Source organism: 'Camptotheca acuminata' phytoplasma (assembly GCF_041276565.1).
Taxonomy (GTDB): Bacteria; Bacillota_I; Bacilli_A; order Acholeplasmatales; family Acholeplasmataceae; genus Phytoplasma.
The window spans coordinates 21,493-43,284 of sequence record NZ_JBGGGR010000001.1 but is presented as its reverse complement, the minus strand read 5'-3'; the positions used below and the strand labels follow the sequence as shown (position 1 = coordinate 43,284).

Here is a 21,792-nt window from a genome sequence, read left to right as displayed (position 1 = left end):
TTTTTAAATTTGAATTTCTTTTTCTAATTTAATCAACAAAGAAATAAAACAAAAATGAGGTTCTAAAAATATTTTTTGTTGTTCTGTTTCAATGAAAACATCCAAAATATCTAAAACTTTGTTTAAATCTAATTTATCATAAAATTCTTTTTTAAATAAATAAGAAGGAAAAATAACATTTAAATTATTTTTATAATAATACAAATCTAAAAAAAAGCTCATCAAAAGAGATAACAAATCATTCAAAAAATATTTGATTTTATTCAAATCATAACTTTGAAAAAATAATTTAGCGACAATGTCTTTTTCTGGCAAAGTATCTAAAAAAAATAAAAAAAATTGTTTAAAATCTGAATAATAAGCGGAATTTTCTTCTTTAGGAAAATTATTTTTTAATAAAAAAATAAAAGCTGTATCTAAAGCATCTATTTCTTGATTTTTGGGTAATTGAGGCATATTATATTTATTTTCATCTTTTAAAGAAAAGACTTGTGCTCTAGATAAAATAGTAGGCAATAAAAGATTACAATCACGAGTCAACAAAATACCTAAATGGTCCTCACTAATAGGATTTTCTAAAAAAAACAACAAACTATTAGAAATTTTATACGAAAGATTTTCAATACCATTAATAACATAAACTTTTTTTTCTTCTGTTAAAGATGTTTGAGCGAAATACGATTTCATATCTGAAATATCTTCTTTAGTAATATTTTTTTGATTAGCGTCCAAATAATAAAAATTAGGATAAGAAAAATTTGTAATCTGTTGTTTTAAAAGAGGAGTATCATTTTCTTTTTTTAAAAATTCATATGCTAATTCGAACATAAATTTTTTTTGTTCTTCATTATTTTCATCTTCGATAATATAAAAATGATTTAATCTTTTATTTTTGATAATCGTCTTAAATTTTTCTAATAAATAAATTTTACTTTTCATATTTTTATTCGGAATAACTTCTCAATTTTATTTTCGATGATAGATACAAGCGTTTCTACAGAAGCGCTAGCGTCTAATTTATGAATTCTTTCAGGATATTCATCACAAAGTTTTAAAAAACCTTCTCTTACTTTCTGATGAAAAGTAATTTGTTTTAAATCAAAATATTCTATTTTGTTTTTTCTTGTGTTTTTTAATCTTTGAATACCAATATTCGGATCTAAATCTAAATAAAAAGTAATTTGAGGTAAATGTTGTAAAGATAAAAAATTAATTTTTTTAATAAAATTTTCGTCTAAACCTCTTCCATACCCTTGATATGCAAAAGATGAATCTAAATAACGATCACAAATAACTATTTTATTATCTTTTAAAGCAGGTAAAATAACTTTTTTTAAATGTTCTGTTCTATCTGCTGCATACAATAAAGCTTCAGTATGGGAATCGATTTTATCAAAAAAATTAATTAAAATTTCTCGCATTCGAATATTAAATAAATTTCCTCCACCAGGTTCTTTTGTTAAAATAACAGGAAATTTTTTACTCATTTTTTGAAATAAAATTTGAGATAAAGTAGTTTTTCCTGAACCATCTCCGCCTTCAAAAGAAATAAACATAATATTTTCCTTTTTTAATAAAAAATTTTTTGCAAAAACAAACCATTTGAAGGAGCTGCAAAAGTAAATCTTTTATTATTTTTTACATTTAACATATCTTGAAAATCTAATAAACTTTTTTTTCTTTGTCCTATATAAATTAAAAACCCTACTAACAAAAGAATCATCTGTTTTAAAAAACCTTTTCCATGAAAAAAAAGTAAAAATTGTTCTTTTGTTTCTTCAAAAAAAACTTTATAAATATATTTAATGGTACTTTTTTTTATATCTTTGTTGCTAGTAAACAAGATAAAATTTTTCTCTCCTGCGATTAAATGGAGTGCTTCTTTAATGAGAGAAAAATCGATATCTTTTAAATATACTTGAAAACGACAATCAAAAGGATTTAATTCTTTTTTAGAAAAAACATACTTATAAATTTTAGATTTGGTGTGATAACGCGCATGAAAATCATGTGATAATATCTCAATATCAACAACTAAAATATCACAAGGCATAATTTTATTTAAAGATTTTTTTAAAATATCAGGCGGAATAAGAAAATCAGTTTGAAAACTGACAACTTGACCTTCCGCATGAACACCTTTATCAGTACGACTAGCTGATATCGTATGGATTTTTTTCTTAGTTACCTTAAATAATGCATTTTCTAAAACTGATTGAACTGTTATGAATTTAAGTTGTTTTTGATAACCATAATAATTCGTACCGTCATAACTCAAAATTAATTTATAATTAGTTCTTCCCAAACAAAACCTCTTTTTGAATATATTTGCCAAAATAAAAAAATATATTTATTAATATTTTATTAAAAAAAACTTAATATGAAAAAAAATAAAAAGAAAAACAATATAAAATAATCATTTTTTTTCATTCGATATGAAACTAATTTGGTACGTTCTTTTCCTAAAACGAATCCTCTGGTTTCCATAGCGTTAGATAAAACAAAAGATTTTTTAAAAGATAAAACAAAAATAGGGATCAATAAAGAAAGCAAATAATAAATTTTTTTAAAAATATTATTGGTATAAAAATTCAGTCCTCTGGATAATTGAGCTTTAAAAATTTTTTTAGTTTCTTCTAATAAAAAAGGAATAGACATAAAAATCATAGACAACATAAGAGTTATAATTTCGACAGGAACTTTTATTTTCTTTAAAGGTTTTAAAAACATTTCTAAACCGTCATTGATTTCAACAAAAGAATTGATTTCTTTCATTAAAATATTTATCATTAAAAATAAAAAAAGGCTGATAAAAATTAAAAAAATATTAAACAAATCTGTTTTTTGAATATATACAGGATATGATTTAGATCGATAAAACGAAGGTAATATACAAAAAAAAACAAAAAGAAAAAGAAAATATATTCTTCTATAATTTTTTTTTTTCAATACAAACAAAGAAAAAAGATATAATGAAATAAATAAAAGGATATATAAATATGCATGTCCTATATCCCAAATCCAAAAATCATAACTTAAAACATTATTTGAAGGAGCTTCGGTGGATAAACGTAAAAGAAAACTAAAAAAGAAAATAAATTTAAACCCTGCAATTTGTTTAATTAATTTTCCGAAAGAATAACCCACTATTTTAAACAAAAAAAAGAAAATAAAAGTAAAAAAAAGAAAATAAACCAAACAAAAAATAACCTTTAATGTTGGTTGTAATGAAGTTCCAAATTCGAAAAAAGCATTAAAATGCTGAGATTTTAAACTAAAAATAATTTTAAAAATCAAAATAATTAAAACAATTTTTAAGCAAGGATGAATTGAATGTACAAAAGATTTCGCATTTTTATTAGAATCATATCTTCTATTAACGATCTCCATCGAATTCAACGTTACCTTTACAAATTTCTTCTAAATATTTTAGAATGTCTGAATAAGAATATTTATAATCAAAAGGAATTCTTAATTCTTTGTTTAAAAATTTCAAAATCTTAAAATTTTGCGGAATTAAAAAATTTAATTTTTCTAAAGAAAAACTAGTAAAAAAATCTTCTTTGGAACCAAAAAATTTAATTTCATTATCATCTAAAAAAAGAACTTTATTTGCGTATTCGGCTACTAAATCAATATCGTGAGTAATAAAAATGATAGTATTTTTATCATTTTCATTTTTATTTTTTAAAATATTCATAATTTGTTTTTGACCATCTACATCTAAACCTCTAGTAGGTTCATCCAAAATCAAAATAGAAGGTTCCATAGCCAAAATACCAGCAATAGCGACTTTTCTTTGTTGTCCTTCAGATAATCTAAAAGGAGACGATTCAAATAAATCACTTTCAATGCCTACCTGTTTTAAAGCTTCAATAGCTTTTTGTTCTGCTTCTAATTTTGTTTTCTTAAAATTTCTAGGCCCAAACATAACATCTTTCAAAACAGTATTTTCAAAAATTTGATATTCAGGAAATTGAAATACTAATCCTATTTTTTTTTTCAAAGATGTTATATCTTGGAGGGATGTACGTTTATCTATTTTTTGATCAAAAACCTTTATATAACCTTCATTAGGAACTAATAAACTATTCATTAATTGAACTAAAGTGGATTTTCCTGAACCTATTTTACCAATTAAAGCAATGAAATCACTTCGCGCATTGATTTTTAAATTAATTTTATTAAAAACTGGATTATTTTTTTTGTTATAATAAAAAACTACATCTTTAAAGTGTATTCCCATAAAGCATCCTTTAATTTATTAAAAAATTCTTTATTTATGTCTTTCGAATCCAATCTTTTCTGTAATTCATAATTAATTTTCATAGATAATGGCAAATAATTAAAATATTTTTGAGCAAAATCATAGTTTTCTAATAATTCTAAAGGCCAATATTGTTCCAAATTACCTTCTTCTAAAAGAAGAATTTTATCGCTTTTTAAAGCGAAATTCAAATCATGTGTAATAGTTATTAAAATTTTATTTTGTTCTTTGGAAATATTATAAATAATATCAAAAATTTCCTTAGCACCTTGAGGATCTAAAAAAGATGTTGGTTCATCAAAAATAATAATTTTTGGTTCCATAACTAAAACAGAAGTTATAGCTACTTTTTGTTTTTGTCCTCCGGATAAGTCTTGAGGTTTTTTATCTAACAAATGATTTATATTCATCATACGAGAATATTTTTCAATTCTTTTTTGCATTTCTTTTCTAGATAATAATTGATTTTCTAAGCCAAAAGCGATATCACTTTTAACATCTAAACCGACAAATTGATAATCAGGATTTTGAAAAACAATACCCATCAAAGAACGTATTTCTGATAAATTGTCTTCTATTAATTCTCGACCATCAATAAAAATTTGCCCTTCGTTTTGTTTTAATAAACCAATTAAAATTTTGGCTAAAGTACTTTTACCTGAACCGTTTTTGCCTATAATTGAAATCCAATTTCCAATAAGAATTTCTAAATTTAAATTATTAAAAATTTTTTTATTTTTATAATTAAAACCTAAATTTTTAATAACTATCATCTTTAATTTATATTTCTCCTATTTGATATATTATTAAAATTTATATTAAAATTCCTTTTATTTTATTTATTTGAATATTTTTTTATCTTTTTTATCTAAATATTATTCAAAATAAATATTAAACTAAGGAAATAAGAGCCATAAAAGATGAATCTCCTCTACGAGGTTCGGTTTTTATAATTCTTGTGTATCCGCTTGTTTGAGTTTGATATTTAGGAGAGATATCTTCGAATAATTTTTGTAAAACAGTTGTTTCAGAATCTATCTTTTTATCAAATAATAAAGTCGATACTATTCTTCTAGCAGATAAGGTATTTTTTTTACTTAAAGTAATAATTTTTTCAAAAGTTCTACTAAGTTCTTTAGCTTTAGATTCTGTAGTAAAAATTTGGCTATGAATAATCAAATCAGAAACTAAATTTCTTAATAAAGCTTTTCTTTGAGACGAATTACGTCTTAATTTACTATATTTCATCTATATTACACCTTTTATTAATAATAAAAATAAAATTTATTTATGAAGTAATATTTTTTTATTTTCTATACCTTTATATTTTAATAAAAGTTTTAAATAAAAAATAAAAATATTAGTTTTATAAATCAAATAAATAAAATAAAAAAAATTTAATTTAGCTAAATTAAATTATCATTTTGAAAAGAAATTTCTAATTCTTTCATTTTGTTTTTTAATTCTTCGAAAGATTTTTTTCCTAAACTATTTAATTTAGAAATGTTTCTTTCGCCTTTTTCTACTAGTTCTTTTACTGTATTAATACCAGATTTTTTTAAACTATTAAATAATCTAACTGATATACCTAATTGATCGATTCTTAAATTTAAAGCGTGATTATAAGTTTCTATTTTAGGTTCATAAATAAAGTTTTGATTTTGTACTTGTTCAGATAAATTAACTAAAACGTTTAAATGATCGATTAAAATTTTAGATGCTATTGATAAAGCTTTTTTTGATGTAATTGACTTATTAGTTTCTATTTCTAAATTTAATTGTTCTTTATTATTAATTTTTTGTTCCACGTTATAAGCGACTCTTAAAACAGGAGTATATAAAGAATCAACCGCAATTATTCCAAATTGATTATTAGAATAAGCTTTGTTATCATCAGATGATACGTAACCGATCCCTTTTCTAACAGTAACTTCCATTTTAAAATTAACATTTGCTGATAAAGTAGCTATTACTTGTTCTTTATTAACAATTCTAACACCAGCAACAGAATCAAAATCACCAGCAGTTACTATTTTGTCACCAGTGGCATTAATGTGTAACTTAGCTTCAAAATCATCTTCTTCAGAATCAACAGCGACAACAATTTTTTTCAAATTCAAAACAATAGTCATAACGTCTTCTAAAACACCAGGAATAACACTAAAATAATGACTAACACCTTCAATTTGAAAATTAACAATAGAAGCTCCTGGAAGGGAAGATAACAAAATTCTTCTTACAGAATTACCAATAGTAATCCCTAAGCCTTTTTCTAAAGGATAAATGCTAAATTTTCCATTAAATTCGTCTGATTCTATTTCATCAACAACCATATTAGGCTTTATAAATTTTAATTTCTCCATTATATACTCCTTACAAATTAACCACGAGGACGTTTAGGTGGTCTACAACCATTATGTGGTAAAGGTGTTACATCTTTAATAGCGGTAATTTCTAAACCAGATTCTTGTAAAGAACGGATTGAAGTTTCTCTACCAACTCCTGGTCCTTTAACGAATACCTCAATTTGTTTCATTCCTTGTTCTTGAGCTAATACAGAAGCTTTTTTTGCTACTTGTTGTGCTATATACGAAGTAGATTTTTTACTTCCTTTATATCCTAAAGAACCAGCGTTACACCAAGAAACAGTATTTCCTGATAAATCTGTAATAGTAACAATAGTATTGTTAAAAGTAGCTTGAATATGAGCTATACCTACAGGAATATTTTTTTTAATTTTTTTCTTTTTGTTTTTTCTTTTTTGTACCATGATTAATTATCCTCTTTTCGGTCCTTTGTTAACTTTTTTATTACTCAAAGTCACTTTTTTAAGATTTCTTTTAGCTGTTTTAGCGTTATTACGAGTTTTTTGTCCTCTAACAGGTAATCCTTTACGATGATGAATCCCTCTATCACAACCAATTTCCATCAATCTTTTGATATTTAAAGTAATTTCTCTTCTTAAAACTCCTTCTAAACTAAACTTATTTAATTCACTTCTAATAGTAGATAATTGAGTTTCGCTCAATTGATTAACTCTAATATTTCCGTCAATATTTAAGTCATTTAAAATTTTTTTAGAAGTTTGTGTACCAATACCGTAAATATAAGTTAAAGCAATAAATACTGTTTTGTTATTTGGAATATCTACTCCAGCAATTCTTACCATTTTTTAAAAATCCTTTCTATTTCAACCTTGTCTTTGATTATGACGACGTTTTTTTTTGTTTATAATATAAATTCTTTTTTTACGACGTACAATAATATCATCGGCACTACGTTTTTTAACAGAAGCTCGAACTTTCATATTATAATATCTCCTTTTTTATACGAAAAGAACTAATACTTTTTTAAATATAACGATAAATAATACGACCTTTATAATCTACTTTTACTTTATCACCTAATAAAATACGAATTTTATTAATACGTATTTTGCCAGAAATATAAGCAACAATAACTCTTTTATCAGGAAGTTCTACTTTGAATTTAGCGTTAGGCAATATCCCAACAACTATAGCATCAACAACTTCATCATTCATAATTTTAATTATTTTTTCCTTTATAACGAATATTTATTTTTTTATGTTAAAATTTCATATCCTTTTTCAGTAACTAAAATTGTATGTTCAAAATGAGCACTTAAACTAGAATCAGAAGTAACAGCACTCCAACCATCTTCTAAAATTTTAATTTCTTTACTTCCTAATGTGAACATAGGTTCAATACAAAAAGTCATTCCTGGTTTCAAAATATAATCCTTTGTAAAAAAATCAAAATTAAAAATATAAGGTTCTTCATGTAAACTTTTTCCGATTCCATGTCCTGAAAATACTTCTACTATACCATAATTAAATTTTTTTCCAAATTTTCCTATAGCGCGTGAAATATCAGAAATTCTATTACCAGGCTTCACTTGTTCGATTCCTAAAAATAAAGCTTTTTTAGTATTTTCTACAAAGAATTTAATTTCTTCGGGAACATCGTCTACATAATAAGTCCAAGCAGCATCTACAAAATAACCTTTATATTTAATTCCTAAATCAATAGTAATTATATCACCTGATTTAATAATTTTTTTTTTAGAAGGTAAGCCGTGTACTACAGTTTCATTTATCGAAATACAAGTATATCCGCCATATGACTGATAACCTTTAAAAGCGGAAACAACTCCATGTTTTTTAATTATATCACGAGCTTTCATATCTAAATCAAAAGTAGATATTCCTGCTTTTAAAAAAGTCACTAATTCTTTTCTTATAGAAATCAAGATCTTTCCTGCTTCTCTCATTAAAACAATTTCATCTACAGATTTAATTGATAACATATAAAAAATAAACAACCTTTTTTTATTATAAATTAATTTTTACATAAATTAATATATATCATTTTTTTAAAAAAACCTAAATATTAAAAAAATTTATTATAAGTTTGTTTAACATTAGTATTTTTTTCTTTCATATTTTGTATACATTCTATGGTAGTACCAACAACAATTAACAAACTAGTACCACCAAAAGGAATTCCATCTGCTACTTCTTTATAACCCAATTGTTTTAAAACAAAATTAATTATATCAGGTGAAGCAGCTAATAAAGTTAAAAAAATAGCGCCAATAAAAACAACTTTAAACATTTTATGAGTTACCGTTTTAACAGTTTCTACACCTGGTTTAGTATCTTTTAAATAAGCATTTTGTTTTGATAAATGTTCAGAAATACTATTAGGATTAATACTCATAAAAGAAGAAAAAAAAGAAAATAACAGAATCAATAAAAGATAAATAAAAAATGCTATTCCTAATTGTGGACGAGATTCTTGAAACATCTTTATAAAATCATTTTTAGGAAAAAATATGTCAATAGTATTTGTTAAACTTAGAAATGTATCAGCTAGAATAATTGGCATAATACCAAATATATTCATCTTAATAGGAATATATTTATCAATTGTATCATCATTTTTATCTGTTGCATAATTAATAGGTATTTTTAAATAACCTAAATATAAAATAATGGTTAATACCAATAAAACAAGAAATAAAAATAAAACTATCATTCTAGGAATTAAATGTTCTTTTGTTACGTGAACATAACCTTCTTTTATTATGACACCTAATAAATATTTAAAAGTCTTAAATAATTTACCGACGATACCAATAACTATTAAAACAGAAACTCCGTTTCCTACTCCTTTTGAAGTTATCAAATCGGCGAGCCAAATACAAATAAACACACCAACTACTAAAAAAAAGAGTGTAAGTATATAGTAACCTTTATCCAAAATTTTAGCATTAATAATCAACATCGGCCATCCTTGTGCCACAGCGAAAAATAAAGTCAAAATTCTAGTAGTTAAATTAATTTTAGATTTCCCTTTTTCACCCTGTTCTTCCCATTCTTTAAAAAAAGGTAAAAGTTTTTGTAAAAATTGTACTATAATCGAAGCAGTAATATAAGGGAAAATACTGAGCGAAAAAAGATTTAAAGATCGAAAAGAAAAAAACAAATCCATAGAAAAATTGTTTTTTCCCAATATAAATTTTGTTGGATTTTCCGATATATATTTCACTGGATCTGCATTATATTTATAATAATCATTTGATAAAAAAGGAATAAGTATGTTGGTACCAAGAACATAAATAAAAATAATAAAAAAAGTAAAAAAAATTTTTTTAATTATATTTTTTTTATTTGATAAAAAAATAATTAAATTTTTCATACAAAAAAATTACCTTATTATTTCTATATTTCCGCCATTTTTTTCGATAATACTTTTAGCTTTATTCGAAAATTTAGAAGCTTGAACAGTAATTTTTTTTCTCAAATCTCCTTTAGCTAAAACTTTAATCAATGACATATTTTTTTTAATTATCTTTTTTTGTAATAACAATTCTTTTGTAACTACAGAACCATTTTCAAAAACTTCTAAATCTTTTAAATTCAATATAAAATATTTTTTTTTATTAAAATTAAAAAAACCTCTTTTAGGGATTCTTTGGAAAAAAGGCGTTTGGCCCCCTTCGAAACCTAATCGAGTTCCGCCACCAGTACGAGCTAATTGTCCTTTATGTCCTTTTCCTGATGTTTTTCCATTACCACTACCCGGTCCACGTCCTAATCTTTTAATAGTTTTTCTAGCATTTTTAACTGGTTTTAATAAATGTAAAAACATATTTCATCAATACTCTCTTATTAAATAATTTCTTTAACAGAAACTAAATGATTAATTTTTTTTAAAATTCCTCTAAAAACAGCAATATCTTCTTTAATAACTTTTTGATTAATTTTTTTTAAACCTAAACAATGAGCGTTTTTAACTTGGTTAGGACTTCTACCAATTAAACTTTTTTTTAATGTAATTTCTAATTTTTTCATTTTCTTTTCCTTACAAATCTTGAATTTAAAGAGATGCCTCTAATTTTTTCGACTTCTTTGATAGTTCTTAAACTTTTTAATCCATCCATTATCGCTCTTAAAATATTGATAGAAGTTCTAGAACCAAAAGATTTAGACAAAATATCATTAATACCAACTAATTCAAAAACAACCCTAGCAGCTTTTCCACCTGCGATGATTCCTGTTCCTTTAGCAGCTGGTTTTAATAAAGCTTTTGAAGCTCCAAATTTTCCAATAATCTCATGAGGAATAGTAGACCCTGAAAGAGAAATTTGGAATAAATTTTTCTTAGCTTTTTCTAATGCTTTTTTGATAGCGTCTAAAACTTCTTGAGCTTTAGCATTAGCAAAACCAATTCTTCCTTTTTTATCTCCTACAACAACCAAAGCAGAAAAACGTAAACGACGTCCACCTTTAACAACTTTAGTTATTCTATTGATTGAAATGATCTTTTCTTCAAATTCGCTAAAAGTTTTTTTAGCAACAAAATTATCATTTCTATTTTTAGAAACAAAAGAATCTGTTTTGTTTTTAGAAACTAAAGTATCTGTTTTAGTTTTAGATACTAAATTTTCTGTTTTTTCTTTAGAAACTGAATTATTTGTTTTATTTGAAGAAACCAAAGTATCTGTTTGAGTTTTGGAAGTTAAATTATCAGTGTTATTTACTGTATCTTTCAAAATATTAAGCCCTCTTCCCTTGCAACATTAGCTAAAGCTTTAATACGACCATGATATAAACGACCGCCTCTATCAAAAACAACATGACTAATACCTTGTTTTAAAGCTTTTTGAGCAATGATTCTACCAATATCAGAAGCCACTTTTATATTCACTGTCGTAGCGTTAATTTCTTTGCTATGAGCACTACACAAAGTAACTCTTTTTTGATCATCAATAATTTGTGCGTAAAAATATTTATTAGAATAAAAAACATTTAAACGAGGTCTTTTTTCGGTACCTATAATTTTTTTTCTTAAACGTAAATGTCTTTTTTGAGCTAATTTTTTTGATGATTCTTTATTTATCATAATAAAAATTAATATCCTTTCTTATTTTTTAGCACTTTTACCAGCTTTACGATGAACATATTGATTAAATAAACGAATCCCTTTACCTTTATAAGGTTCTGGTTTACGTAATTTTAGTATTTTGGCAGCGAATTCTCCAACAAATTGCTTATCTATTCCTTTGACAATGATTTCTTTATTTTTGATAATTTCTATTTCCAAATTAGAAGGAATTGTTAAAGGAATAATATGTGAAAATCCTAAATTAAAAACTAAATCAGAATTTTTTTTAGTAACATCATAACCTAAACCAACAATTTCAATTCTTTTAATAAAAGGTTTGATTAAACCAGCGATGATATTAGATAATAAAGCTCTTGTAGTGCCATGAATTTTTTTTGTAAAAATATCATTGCTTGTTCTTGAAACTTTAATAAATCCGTCTTTAACATCGATATTTAATAAAGGATTAAATTGATATTGTAACTGATTAGTATTATATTTAATATTTACTAAATTTTTTTCTTGAATTTCTATTTGTACACCTTCTGGAATTGAAATAAGTTTTCTTCCCACTCTTGACATTAAAATCTCCTTAACAATTACCAAATATAAGCTAAAACTTCTCCGCCTACATTATGCAATAAAGCATCATAATCTGTTAAAACACCTTTTGAAGTAGAAATTAAAGCTATTCCTAATCCGTTATAAACTCTAGGTATTTTTTGAACAGGAACATATTTTGATACTCTTTTTAACCCTGTAATAGTTCTCTGTTTATTAGCATTATATTTTAAATGAATAATAATGTTTCTTTTTCTATCATCTAAATAAAAATCTTTTATATAGCCTTCTTTTTTGATAACTTCTAAGATTTTGATTTTGAATTTTGAAATAGGAACAGAAACTTTATCATGATACATTATATTAGCATTACGCATTCTAGTTAATAAATCAGCAATCGGATTTGCTATCATAATTTTCGTTCTCCTTACCAACTAATCTTTTTAACACCAGGTATTTCACCTTTGTTAGCTAACTCACGAAATCTAATTCTAGAAATCCCAAATTTTCTTATATACCCTCTTGCTCTACCATCGATTTGATCTATATTTTTTAAACGCACTGGAGAAGATTTTATAGGAAGACGAGAAAGCCCTTTATAATCTTTTTTTTTTTTTAGCTCTAAACGTTTATCTTTATATTTCAAAAAAATTTCTCTTTGTTTTTGATTTTGAACAATTTTGGATTTTTTAGCCATAAAAAATCATTCCTTCTTAATTTTATATTAAATATATTTTATTTTCTAAAAGGCATTCCATAAAATTCTAATAATTTTTTTGCATCTTCATTATTTTTAGCTGTAGTGACAATGCAAATATCCATTCCACAAATTTTTTTAATTTTATCGATATCGATTTCAGGAAAAACAATTTGTTCTTTTATACCTAAAGAATAATTACCTCTACCATCAAAAGATCTAGAATTTAATCCTCTGAAATCTCTTATTCTTGGTAAAACTATTCTAATTAATTTATCTAAAAAAAATTCTTTTTTGCTTCCTCTTAAAGTAACTTTTAAACCGATAGGCATACCTTCTCTTAATTTAAAATTAGAAATAGATTTTTTAGCTTTAATAATAACAGGAACTTGACCACTAATTAAAGTTAACTGTTCGTAAAATTCATCTAAAATTTTAATATTCGAAACAGCTTCACCAACACCCATATTGATTACTATTTTATCTATTTTAGGAACTTGCATTACAGATTTAAAATTAAAAATTTCTTTTAAAGCAAGAATAGAATCTTTTTTGGTATATTGAATATTATCTTTTTTCATTATATTATATTTTCCTTAATTCAATTAAATAATAATTCCTGTTTTTTTTGAATAACGAACTTTTTTGTTGTCTTCGTAACGAATACCAATACGAGTAGGAATTTTTTTTTCAGGATCAATTAAAGAAACATTAGAAATATGGATAGGCATTTCTTCTTGGATGATAGTACCTTTTTTATCATCATTAGGAGGAGTTTTATGTTTTTTTGCAATATTAATACCTTCAACTAAAATCTTTTGTTCTTTGAAAAAAATTTGTATCACTTTTCCAGTTTTGATGGCTTTTTTACCTTGTTCATTAATAAAAAAACGATCTTTACCTGTACGAACAGCGACTATATCACCTATTTTAATATACATTATAAATTTCCTCTATATTACAAAAACTTTTTCAGATAAAGAAAGAAACTTAGAAAAATTATTATCTTTCAATTTTTGATTTTTTACAACAGGTCCAAAAATCCTTGTTCCTTTTAAAGTAACATCATCTTTAATAATAACTACTGCGTTATCATCAAATTTAATATAGGAACCGTCTTTTCCTCTTAAACCTTTTTTTGTACGTAAAACCAAAGCTTTTGCTTTATCTCCAGCTTTTAACATACCTGAAGGAATTGCTTTTTTGACAGAAACAACAACAATATCCCCTATATTAGCATAACGTTTTTTACTAGAACCAGGAATATTAATTACTAAAACTTCTTTAGCACCACTATTATCAGCAACTGTTAAACGACTATTTATTTGGATCATAATTATTTTACCTTATTTTTGCTTAAAATAATATTTAATAAACGAAATTTTTTAGTTTTTGATAAAGGTCTTGTTCCTACAAAATTAACCAAATCGCCTATTTTTGCAATTTCTTTTTCATCATGTACATAAAATTTACTAGTTTTTTTAATTCTTTTTCCATATAAATGAACTTTTTTATAATAATCAACTGCAACAACGATTGTTTTTTGCATTTTATCAGAAACTACTACACCTGAAAAAAACTTCTTAGTATTAGTCATTATTTTACCTCTTTTTTATAAAAAAATTTAAAACTGTAAAATATTTTCTTTATATTGTCAATTTGATTGATTTTAATTATTTATTAATAAATAAAAAATTATAAAAATATAAATTAAACATTCGTTGAAGAAACTTCTTGGACTGGAACTTTTTCAATACCAAGTTTTCTTTCATTAATAACAGTTTTAATTCTTGCAATAACTTTTGTAATTTGAGAAATACGAGCGCTATTTTTTGACTTAGCTAATTCTACTTGAATTTTTGTATGAAATAAATTTTTTTTCAAAATTACAACTTGTTCTTCCAATTCTTCTATTGTCATTTTGCGAATATCTTTTATTTTCATAACTCTTTTCCTCTTTTGACAATTTTTGTAGTAATAGGTAATTTATGAGAAGCTAATCTTAAAGCTTCTATTTCCATTTTATCTGAGTTATTATTATCGCTTACTTCAAAAAGGACTTTACCTTTTTTTACTACTGCAACCCATAATTCTGGATTACCTTTCCCAGAACCCATACGTACTTCTAAAGGTTTTTTAGTTAAAGGTAAATATGGGAAAATATTAATCCAAACTTTACCCAATCTTTTCATATGACGAGTCATCGCAATACGAGCGGATTCTATTTGTTGACTAGTAATCCAAGCTCCTTGTTTTGCTATTAATCCGTAATTACCATTTATAATTTTGTTTTTACCTTTGGATTTTCCTTCGTAGCTTATACGATGGTAACGACGATATTTAGTTCTTTTTGGAATTAACATAATGATGCTTATTGAACTCCTTTAAAATAAATTAAAAAAATAACTTTTAAATCTTTTATTTTTTTATTATTTTTTTTCTATTAATATTTTTTTTATTTTCGTTTTGTGGATAACTAGAAGCAAATATTTTTCTTGTATCAGAAATAGTTTTATTAGGTAAAACCTGACCGTGATTAATAATTACTTTTACACCTAAAACACCATAAGTAGTATGAGCTTCTTCAAAAGCATAATCAATATCTGCTCTTAAAGTGTTTAAAGGAACAGCTCCCATAGCAACCGATTCACTTCTGGCTTTTTCTGCGCCACCTAAACGACCAGAAATAATAATTTTAACACCTTTAACACCGCTTTTTAAACATCTTTGAATAGCTGCTTTTTGAACTGATCTATAAAAAGCTCTTTGTTGTAATTGTATAGCGATACTTTGAGCTACTAAAGAAGCAATTTTATTTACTGCTTTTACTTCAAAAACATTAACATCGATTTTTTTATTAATTAATTTTTCTAACTTTTTAATTAATTCTTTTTTATTTTTGCTATCTGTTCCTTGAACGATTCCCATTTGTGAAGTATATAAATCCACTTGAATTACTTCATCATTAGATTTTTTTAAACGTTTAATTACGATTTGTGAAATAATTCCTTCAGAATGAGTTTTACGAATTAAACTTCTAATTTTAAAATCTTCTACAAGCAAAACAGGAACTTTTTTATAACTAGTAAACCATTCGGATTCCCAATTTTTAATAATTCCTAATCTTAAGCCGTTAGGATTACTCTTTTGACCCATTTAAATTATAACTCCTTCATTTCTTGTTTATGTTCAGAAATAAATATTGTTACATGACTTGTTCTTTTTTTTCTTTTATCTGTTTTTCCTTTTGCTCTCGGAAATAAACGAGGTAAACGAAGTCCTTCATTAACAAAAATTTCTTCTACATATAAATCGTTTCTATTAAGTTGAAAATTATGAACAGCATTAGCAATAGCGCTTTTTAATAATTTCAAAACAATAGGAGAAGCTGATTTCGAAGTAAACATTAAAATAGCTTCTGCTTCTTTTACGTTTTTACCACGAATTAAATCGATTACTAAACGTGCTTTTCTAGGAGCAACAGGCACTTGATTAGCAATAGCTTTTACTTTCATATAAAAATTCCTTCTTTAAATTATTTTTTTTGACTTTTTTTATCGCCTTTAGCATGACCACGAAAAATACGAGTAGGAGAAAATTCTCCTAATTTATGACCTACCATATCTTCTGTAATAGAAACAATAATATATTCTTTACCATTATAAACAGCAATTTTGTGTCCGATAAATTCAGGCAAAATAACGCTTCTACGTGAACGAGTTTGAATTATTTTTTGAATTTTTTTTTCGTTTTGTTTTATTACTTTTGATAAAAGATGTTCGTTGCAAAAATAACCTTTTTTAAGTGAACGAGCCATATTTTACAAATCTCCCAATTTATTTTATTTGCGTCTTTTCAAAATTAAACTATCATTATTTTTATTTTTTTTACGTGTTTTAATACCACGTGCTTTTTTACCCCAAGGTGTCATAGGTGATTTACGTCCGATAGGTGCACGACCTTCTCCACCACCATGTGGGTGATCATTAGGATTCATAGCAGAACCTCTTACTGTAGGTCTAATAGATAAATAACGAGTTCTTCCTGCTTTACCATTACGAATCAATTTATAAAATTCGTTTCCTAATGTTCCGATTGTTGCTCTACAAGTAGCTAAAACTTTTCTTAATTCTCCAGAAGGTAAATTTAAAACAACATATTTATCTTCTTTTTTTACGATTTGAACTGAAGTTCCGGCACTACGAGCTAATTGTCCACCTTTACCAGGTTTCATTTCGATATTATGAACAAATGAACCAATAGGAATATTTTTTAAAGGCAAAGAATTTCCTACTTTAATATCGGATTTTTGTCCTGAAAAAATATTACTACCTACAACAATATCTTTAGGACTTAAAATATATCTTTTTTCGCCATCTGCATAATGAATTAAAGAAATGTTGCAATTACGATTCGGATCATATTCTATAGTCGCTACTCTTCCAGGAATATCATCTTTATCACGTTTAAAATCAATAAGACGATATTTTTGTTTAACTCCACCACCACGATGTCTTACAGTAATTTTCCCTTGATTATTTCTTCCGCCTTTGTCTTTTTTAGGAACTAATAAACTTTTTTCAGGAGTAGAAGTTGTAAGTTCTCTAAAGTCTTGTAAACTCATATTACGGCGTCCATTGGATATAGGTTTATATTTCTTAATAGCCACTTTTGATGTCGAACCTTTCTTAAATATTTTAAAATTTTTATTTTTTTTATTTTTCTTTATCGAAAAATTCAGTTATTCTTTGTCCTGGAAACAATTTAATGATTGCTTTTTTATAACCAGAAGTATAACCTTGACTTTTAACTTGTTTTTTAAATTTCGGTAAAACATTCATAACATTAACAGAAGCTACTTTAACATTAAAAATATGTTCAGCTGCTTTTTTAATCTCTGTTTTATTTGCACTTTTTGCAACTTTAAAAGTATATAAATTTTGTAATTCCATTTTTTTATTAGTTGATTCGGTAATAATAGGAGATTTAATTAAATCATAGTATTGAGAGGACATTATTTAAAAACCTCCTCGAATTGTTTTAACGCTTCTTTTGTTAAAAGAAGACATTGAGTATTTAAAATTTGATAAACGCTAACATGAGAAAAACTTTCTAAAGTTACTTGAGGTAAATTATTAGTACAACGAATTAAATTATCATTTAATTTGTCAACTACTATTAAAACTTTATTAGAAATTTTCATTTTATCTAAAAATTCTTGAAAATGCTTAGTTTTTACAGTATCCATTTCTAATGAATCCATTATTATTAAATTATTTTTTTCTTTTTGTAAAAATAAAGCAGAAGCCATAGCTAATTTTCTGATTTTAGCATTTAATTTAAAATTATATTTTCTTGGTTTAGGACCGAATGCCACGCCCCCACCTCTCCATAAAGGAGAACGAATCGAACCGTGACGAGCATTACCTGTTCCTTTTTGGGCCCAAGGTTTTTTACCACCACCAGAAACAAGTGCTCTATTTTTAGTAAAATGTGTTCCTTGACGCATGGCTGCTCTTTGTTGATTCACAACATCATATAAAACTTGTTGATTTGATTTAGTACCAAAAATATCATCTTTCAAAAAAATTTCTGATACTACTTCTCCTTTTTGATTGAAAACATCATATTTATTCATTATGAAACTTCCTTATTTACTTTTTTGACAGCAGATTTTATAATTACAAAACTTTTTTTAGGCCCTGGAACATTGCCTTTAATTAACAATATTTTTTTTTCTGCATCAACAGAATGAATTGTTAAATTTTGTATAGTAACTCTTTGGTGCCCCATTCTACCTGGTAATTTTTTACCTGTAATATTTCCTTTTATAGGACCCATAGATCCAGGTCTTCTATGATATCTAGAACCATGACTTTCAGGACCACGACTTTGATTATGTCTTTTAATAGAACCAGCGAAACCTTTTCCTTTGCTTATCCCGATAACATCGATAATTTCTTTTTCAGAAAATAAATTATTATCTAAAACAGTACCTTCTTTTAAATCTTTTAATTCGTTCACTTCATCTGATAAAAAAGAAATTTCGCGTACAAAATATTTTGGTTCAGTTTTGCTTTTATTAAAATGTCCTAAAAGAGGTTTTGTTGTTAATTTTGCTTTTTTAGATTTAAAACCTAATTGAGTAGCTTGATAACCATCTTTTTCAATAGTTTTTTGTTGTAAAACAACGTTATCAGAAACATCAACTACAGTAACAGGAATTAAAAATCCTTTGTCATCAAAAATTTGAGTAATTCCTATTTTTTGTCCTAAAATTCCCTTCGACATCTTATCCTCTTTCTTAAATTAAAAAAATCAAAATAATTTTTTTAAATAAAAATTTTATTTTGTTAAAAAAATATCAACTACATGAGGCAAATTGATATGCATTAAAACATCTATCGTTTGATTGTTTGGTTCGATAATTTGAATTAAACGCTTATGAGTGAAACGACCGAATTGTTCTCTACTATCTTTGTTAACAAAAGTAGAACGATTTACAGTGAAAATTTCTTTTCTAGTAGGTAAAGGTATCGGTCCTACTACTTTAGCTCCTGTTTTGATAACACTATTAATAATTTTTTTAGCCGCTTGATCAATCAAATGATAATCATAAGTTTTTAAAAGAATCTTAACAATTTCTTTCTTTTTTACCATTTTATAATATAAACTGCCTTTCTATAAAGTATTGAAAATTTTAAAAAAAAAAAAAAATAACATAACTAAATGAAAAAAATACATCATAAAGATACAAAAACTGCATAACTCAAAAATAATTTTTCATTTTTTTAATATTTTATGTAAAAAAATAAAAAACAAAATATTAAAATAAACTAATTTTAACTATTGTTCAAAAATAATTTATTAAAAAATAGACAATCATTATAATTATATATTAAATTTATTTTTTTTATAAAAATTGTTAAATATTTAACAATTTTTATATATTTTGTATAAATAAATAATATACAATTATATACAAAAATTTAATAATTTTTGATAGCTACTCTTAATTTTGCGTAACGACTCCTAGAGTTTAATTTTATTTCTTCTAAACTAGGGATAATAATTTTTTTATTCAAAAGAGTTAAAGGAGTTTTTGGCAAATTTTTTTCTTTAATAGGTAAATCAGAAAGTAAATTTAATTGACTATTTTCTTTAAAAAATCTCTTTACTAAACGATCTTCTAAAGAATTAAAACTGATAACGACTATTCTGCCATCTTTTTTTAATAATTTAAGACTTTGTTTTAAAGCCATCTCTAAAAATTTTAATTCTTGATTAACTTCTATTCTTAAAGCTTGAAAAATTCTTTTAGCACTATGCCCCTTTTTATTTTTATCATAAAAAGGATAAAATTTATCTGTAATCGCTACCAATTCTAAACTTTTATTTATAGGTCTTCTTTTGATAATTTCACGAGCTATTAAAGAAGATTTTGGTTCTTCCCCAAAAAATAAAAAAATTTTTTTTAATTCAGTAAAACTATAATTGTTCACGATATAATGAGCTGTTGTTTTTTGTTTTTGATCCATTCTCATATCTAAAAGAGAATCTTGTAAATAACTAAAACCTCTTTCAGGATCATCAATTTGAAAAGAAGATAATCCTAAATCAAAAACAATGCCATCAATAGAAAAAATATTTTTTTTTGATAATTCTTCTTCAATAGAAGCATAATTATTATGATATAAAAAAATATTTTTTCTACTTTCAAATTTTTTCTGACATTCAAGAATTGCAAAATAATCACGATCGAAAGAATGTAAAAAACCTTGATTTATTTTTTCTAAAATAGCTAAACTATGTCCTCCGCCGCCTAAAGTAGCATCGACATAAGTCCCTTGAGGGTTAATGTTTAAAGATTCGATAATTTCTTTAGTCAAAACAGAAATATGCTTTAATGATTTCAATTTATAAGCCTCTATTTTTTTATATCACTTTTATAATTAAAATAATTTTTGTTTTTATTCAAATTCAATTTCGAAATTACCATTAATAACTTCATATAAAGCTTTAGTTACTAATTTTTTGCCTTCTATATTCGAAACATCTATATTTTTTTCTTTAATAATACGAGATATTTTACTAGACAAGTAAACTAATTTATATTTAGAATCTATTTTTTTTAATAATTCATCAATTGAAGGATAATTTAAACCTTCTTTTTCTTTTTTTTCCATAATAGTTATTTTCCTTTTTTTACAATTTCTGTTAAATAATAATCAATACTATTTTTAGTCTTAGAATGTTCTGCGATGATAATAGACATAATTTTATCTACAGCATTTTTTACTTCATCGTTAACAACAATATAATCGTATTTATAAGCTAAATTCATTTCTTTATCATAATTCAACATACGTTTTTGAATTTCTTCATCTGTTTCAGAATTTCTTTTTTTTAAACGTTCTTGGATAATTTGTTTAGAAGGAGGAGCGATAAAAATAAAAACACTGTCTTTATGCAATTTATGTTTTCTAATTTGTAAAGCTCCTTTAATATCAATTTCTAAAAGAATTTCTTTTTCTTCTTCCAAACTTTGCAAAATATTTTTATATGGAGTGCCATAATAATGATCAACAAATTTACTATATTCTAAAAAAAAATTTTCTTTGATTTTTTGTTTAAAATCTTTTTTTTGCATAAAAAAATAATCTATTCCGTCTTTTTCTCCAGGCCTAGGTTTTCTCGTTGTTGCGGACACAGAATAAAAAAAATTATTACCTTCTCTATTTAATAAAGATTTTTTTATTTCTCCTTTGCCGACTCCAGACGGACCTGAAATTACTATTACTAAACCTTTTCTATGCAATTTCATAATATAAATTTTATAATTCTTTCTTTTTTGTTT

37 protein-coding genes and 1 pseudogene are annotated in these 21,792 nt (G+C 24.8%); all 38 read right to left on the bottom strand.

Annotated features, from left to right (window positions below):
* Positions 1 to 3: 3 nt before the first annotated feature.
* Positions 4 to 939, bottom strand: a complete 936-nt coding sequence (locus tag AB6A63_RS00300; protein WP_370430712.1) for a hypothetical protein — start codon at positions 937 to 939, stop codon at positions 4 to 6.
* Positions 936 to 1,556 (bottom strand): dTMP kinase, encoded by a 621-nt coding sequence (gene tmk / locus AB6A63_RS00295; RefSeq protein ID WP_370430711.1) that lies wholly within the window; start codon positions 1,554 to 1,556, stop codon positions 936 to 938. Before tmk ends, AB6A63_RS00300 begins: the two co-directional genes overlap by 4 nt.
* A gap of 14 nt (positions 1,557 to 1,570) precedes the next feature.
* The gene (truA, locus tag AB6A63_RS00290; protein ID WP_370430710.1) at positions 1,571 to 2,305 is read right to left on the bottom strand and encodes a tRNA pseudouridine(38-40) synthase TruA; all 735 of its coding nucleotides are present in this window, start codon (positions 2,303 to 2,305) and stop codon (positions 1,571 to 1,573) included.
* A gap of 59 nt (positions 2,306 to 2,364) precedes the next feature.
* A complete protein-coding gene (locus AB6A63_RS00285; protein WP_370430709.1) occupies positions 2,365 to 3,390 on the bottom strand; it encodes an energy-coupling factor transporter transmembrane component T in 1,026 nt (341 codons plus the stop codon).
* A complete protein-coding gene (locus AB6A63_RS00280) occupies positions 3,377 to 4,246 on the bottom strand; it encodes an ATP-binding cassette domain-containing protein (RefSeq protein ID WP_370430708.1) in 870 nt (289 codons plus the stop codon). The genes AB6A63_RS00285 and AB6A63_RS00280 overlap by 14 nt, the downstream gene beginning before the upstream one ends.
* Complete coding sequence (locus AB6A63_RS00275) at positions 4,222 to 5,040, bottom strand: ATP-binding cassette domain-containing protein (protein ID WP_370430707.1); 819 nt, start codon at positions 5,038 to 5,040, stop codon at positions 4,222 to 4,224. Before AB6A63_RS00275 ends, AB6A63_RS00280 begins: the two co-directional genes overlap by 25 nt.
* A 118-nt stretch (positions 5,041 to 5,158) precedes the next feature.
* The gene (gene rplQ / locus AB6A63_RS00270) at positions 5,159 to 5,515 is read right to left on the bottom strand and encodes a 50S ribosomal protein L17 (protein WP_370430706.1); all 357 of its coding nucleotides are present in this window, start codon (positions 5,513 to 5,515) and stop codon (positions 5,159 to 5,161) included.
* 158 nt (positions 5,516 to 5,673) lie between these two features.
* Positions 5,674 to 6,630 (bottom strand): DNA-directed RNA polymerase subunit alpha, encoded by a 957-nt coding sequence (locus tag AB6A63_RS00265; protein ID WP_370430705.1) that lies wholly within the window; start codon positions 6,628 to 6,630, stop codon positions 5,674 to 5,676.
* Between the two features lie 17 nt (positions 6,631 to 6,647).
* On the bottom strand, positions 6,648 to 7,037 hold the full coding sequence (gene rpsK, locus AB6A63_RS00260; protein WP_370430704.1) for a 30S ribosomal protein S11: 390 nt from the start codon (positions 7,035 to 7,037) through the stop codon (positions 6,648 to 6,650).
* A 6-nt stretch (positions 7,038 to 7,043) separates the two neighbouring features.
* A complete protein-coding gene (gene rpsM, locus AB6A63_RS00255) occupies positions 7,044 to 7,436 on the bottom strand; it encodes a 30S ribosomal protein S13 (RefSeq protein WP_370430703.1) in 393 nt (130 codons plus the stop codon).
* 21 nt (positions 7,437 to 7,457) lie between these two features.
* Positions 7,458 to 7,574, bottom strand: a complete 117-nt coding sequence (gene rpmJ / locus AB6A63_RS00250) for a 50S ribosomal protein L36 (RefSeq protein WP_152309609.1) — start codon at positions 7,572 to 7,574, stop codon at positions 7,458 to 7,460.
* Positions 7,575 to 7,617: 43 nt separating this feature from the next.
* A complete protein-coding gene (locus AB6A63_RS00245; RefSeq protein WP_370430702.1) occupies positions 7,618 to 7,809 on the bottom strand; it encodes a translation initiation factor IF-1 in 192 nt (63 codons plus the stop codon).
* A 41-nt stretch (positions 7,810 to 7,850) separates the two neighbouring features.
* On the bottom strand, positions 7,851 to 8,594 hold the full coding sequence (gene map, locus AB6A63_RS00240) for a type I methionyl aminopeptidase (RefSeq protein ID WP_370430701.1): 744 nt from the start codon (positions 8,592 to 8,594) through the stop codon (positions 7,851 to 7,853).
* 83 nt (positions 8,595 to 8,677) lie between these two features.
* Positions 8,678 to 9,988 carry a SecY family transport protein gene (locus AB6A63_RS00235; protein ID WP_370430700.1) on the bottom strand — a complete coding sequence of 437 codons (1,311 nt, stop codon included), beginning with the start codon at positions 9,986 to 9,988 and terminating at the stop codon, positions 8,678 to 8,680.
* 9 nt (positions 9,989 to 9,997) lie between these two features.
* Complete coding sequence (gene rplO, locus AB6A63_RS00230) at positions 9,998 to 10,441, bottom strand: 50S ribosomal protein L15 (protein WP_370430699.1); 444 nt, start codon at positions 10,439 to 10,441, stop codon at positions 9,998 to 10,000.
* A gap of 20 nt (positions 10,442 to 10,461) precedes the next feature.
* Positions 10,462 to 10,644 (bottom strand): 50S ribosomal protein L30, encoded by a 183-nt coding sequence (rpmD, locus tag AB6A63_RS00225; RefSeq protein WP_370430698.1) that lies wholly within the window; start codon positions 10,642 to 10,644, stop codon positions 10,462 to 10,464.
* A pseudogene (gene rpsE / locus AB6A63_RS00220) lies at positions 10,641 to 11,144 on the bottom strand (30S ribosomal protein S5); the annotation flags it as partial. The gene rpmD and the pseudogene rpsE, both read right to left, overlap by 4 nt.
* Before the next feature lie 197 nt (positions 11,145 to 11,341).
* Positions 11,342 to 11,695 (bottom strand): 50S ribosomal protein L18, encoded by a 354-nt coding sequence (gene rplR / locus AB6A63_RS00215; RefSeq protein WP_370430697.1) that lies wholly within the window; start codon positions 11,693 to 11,695, stop codon positions 11,342 to 11,344.
* A 21-nt stretch (positions 11,696 to 11,716) separates the two neighbouring features.
* Positions 11,717 to 12,259: a 50S ribosomal protein L6 gene (gene rplF, locus AB6A63_RS00210; RefSeq protein WP_370430696.1), complete on the bottom strand. Its 543-nt coding sequence runs from the start codon at positions 12,257 to 12,259 to the stop codon at positions 11,717 to 11,719.
* 17 nt (positions 12,260 to 12,276) lie between these two features.
* On the bottom strand, positions 12,277 to 12,654 hold the full coding sequence (gene rpsH, locus AB6A63_RS00205; RefSeq protein ID WP_370430730.1) for a 30S ribosomal protein S8: 378 nt from the start codon (positions 12,652 to 12,654) through the stop codon (positions 12,277 to 12,279).
* Between the two features lie 11 nt (positions 12,655 to 12,665).
* Positions 12,666 to 12,935, bottom strand: a complete 270-nt coding sequence (rpsN, locus tag AB6A63_RS00200; RefSeq protein ID WP_370430695.1) for a 30S ribosomal protein S14 — start codon at positions 12,933 to 12,935, stop codon at positions 12,666 to 12,668.
* Positions 12,936 to 12,973: 38 nt separating this feature from the next.
* Entirely contained in the window at positions 12,974 to 13,516 is a 543-nt protein-coding gene (gene rplE / locus AB6A63_RS00195; RefSeq protein ID WP_370430694.1) for a 50S ribosomal protein L5, read from the bottom strand.
* A 24-nt stretch (positions 13,517 to 13,540) separates the two neighbouring features.
* Positions 13,541 to 13,876, bottom strand: a complete 336-nt coding sequence (gene rplX / locus AB6A63_RS00190) for a 50S ribosomal protein L24 (RefSeq protein ID WP_370430693.1) — start codon at positions 13,874 to 13,876, stop codon at positions 13,541 to 13,543.
* Positions 13,877 to 13,888: 12 nt separating this feature from the next.
* Positions 13,889 to 14,269 (bottom strand): 50S ribosomal protein L14, encoded by a 381-nt coding sequence (rplN, locus tag AB6A63_RS00185; RefSeq protein WP_370430692.1) that lies wholly within the window; start codon positions 14,267 to 14,269, stop codon positions 13,889 to 13,891.
* Between the two features lie 2 nt (positions 14,270 to 14,271).
* A complete protein-coding gene (rpsQ, locus tag AB6A63_RS00180; protein ID WP_370430691.1) occupies positions 14,272 to 14,532 on the bottom strand; it encodes a 30S ribosomal protein S17 in 261 nt (86 codons plus the stop codon).
* A gap of 113 nt (positions 14,533 to 14,645) precedes the next feature.
* Positions 14,646 to 14,879: a 50S ribosomal protein L29 gene (gene rpmC, locus AB6A63_RS00175; protein WP_370430690.1), complete on the bottom strand. Its 234-nt coding sequence runs from the start codon at positions 14,877 to 14,879 to the stop codon at positions 14,646 to 14,648.
* Positions 14,876 to 15,298, bottom strand: coding sequence for a 50S ribosomal protein L16 (gene rplP, locus AB6A63_RS00170; protein WP_370430689.1), 423 nt, complete (start codon positions 15,296 to 15,298; stop codon positions 14,876 to 14,878). The genes rpmC and rplP overlap by 4 nt, the downstream gene beginning before the upstream one ends.
* Before the next feature lie 55 nt (positions 15,299 to 15,353).
* The gene (rpsC, locus tag AB6A63_RS00165) at positions 15,354 to 16,091 is read right to left on the bottom strand and encodes a 30S ribosomal protein S3 (RefSeq protein WP_370430688.1); all 738 of its coding nucleotides are present in this window, start codon (positions 16,089 to 16,091) and stop codon (positions 15,354 to 15,356) included.
* A gap of 5 nt (positions 16,092 to 16,096) precedes the next feature.
* Positions 16,097 to 16,450: a 50S ribosomal protein L22 gene (gene rplV, locus AB6A63_RS00160; RefSeq protein ID WP_370430687.1), complete on the bottom strand. Its 354-nt coding sequence runs from the start codon at positions 16,448 to 16,450 to the stop codon at positions 16,097 to 16,099.
* 20 nt (positions 16,451 to 16,470) lie between these two features.
* Positions 16,471 to 16,752, bottom strand: a complete 282-nt coding sequence (gene rpsS, locus AB6A63_RS00155; RefSeq protein WP_370430686.1) for a 30S ribosomal protein S19 — start codon at positions 16,750 to 16,752, stop codon at positions 16,471 to 16,473.
* A gap of 24 nt (positions 16,753 to 16,776) precedes the next feature.
* On the bottom strand, positions 16,777 to 17,604 hold the full coding sequence (rplB, locus tag AB6A63_RS00150; protein WP_370430685.1) for a 50S ribosomal protein L2: 828 nt from the start codon (positions 17,602 to 17,604) through the stop codon (positions 16,777 to 16,779).
* A gap of 46 nt (positions 17,605 to 17,650) precedes the next feature.
* A complete protein-coding gene (gene rplW / locus AB6A63_RS00145) occupies positions 17,651 to 17,950 on the bottom strand; it encodes a 50S ribosomal protein L23 (protein ID WP_370430684.1) in 300 nt (99 codons plus the stop codon).
* On the bottom strand, positions 17,950 to 18,573 hold the full coding sequence (gene rplD / locus AB6A63_RS00140; protein ID WP_370430683.1) for a 50S ribosomal protein L4: 624 nt from the start codon (positions 18,571 to 18,573) through the stop codon (positions 17,950 to 17,952). Before rplD ends, rplW begins: the two co-directional genes overlap by 1 nt.
* Positions 18,573 to 19,226 carry a 50S ribosomal protein L3 gene (rplC, locus tag AB6A63_RS00135; protein WP_370430682.1) on the bottom strand — a complete coding sequence of 218 codons (654 nt, stop codon included), beginning with the start codon at positions 19,224 to 19,226 and terminating at the stop codon, positions 18,573 to 18,575. The genes rplD and rplC overlap by 1 nt, the downstream gene beginning before the upstream one ends.
* Positions 19,227 to 19,280: 54 nt before the next feature.
* Positions 19,281 to 19,595 carry a 30S ribosomal protein S10 gene (rpsJ, locus tag AB6A63_RS00130; protein ID WP_370430681.1) on the bottom strand — a complete coding sequence of 105 codons (315 nt, stop codon included), beginning with the start codon at positions 19,593 to 19,595 and terminating at the stop codon, positions 19,281 to 19,283.
* A gap of 329 nt (positions 19,596 to 19,924) precedes the next feature.
* Entirely contained in the window at positions 19,925 to 20,851 is a 927-nt protein-coding gene (rsmH, locus tag AB6A63_RS00125) for a 16S rRNA (cytosine(1402)-N(4))-methyltransferase RsmH (protein ID WP_370430680.1), read from the bottom strand.
* 54 nt (positions 20,852 to 20,905) lie between these two features.
* Positions 20,906 to 21,121 carry a DNA-directed RNA polymerase subunit omega gene (rpoZ, locus tag AB6A63_RS00120; RefSeq protein ID WP_370430679.1) on the bottom strand — a complete coding sequence of 72 codons (216 nt, stop codon included), beginning with the start codon at positions 21,119 to 21,121 and terminating at the stop codon, positions 20,906 to 20,908.
* Positions 21,122 to 21,126: 5 nt separating this feature from the next.
* Positions 21,127 to 21,759, bottom strand: coding sequence for a guanylate kinase (gene gmk / locus AB6A63_RS00115; protein ID WP_370430678.1), 633 nt, complete (start codon positions 21,757 to 21,759; stop codon positions 21,127 to 21,129).
* Positions 21,760 to 21,792: the final 33 nt, after the last annotated feature.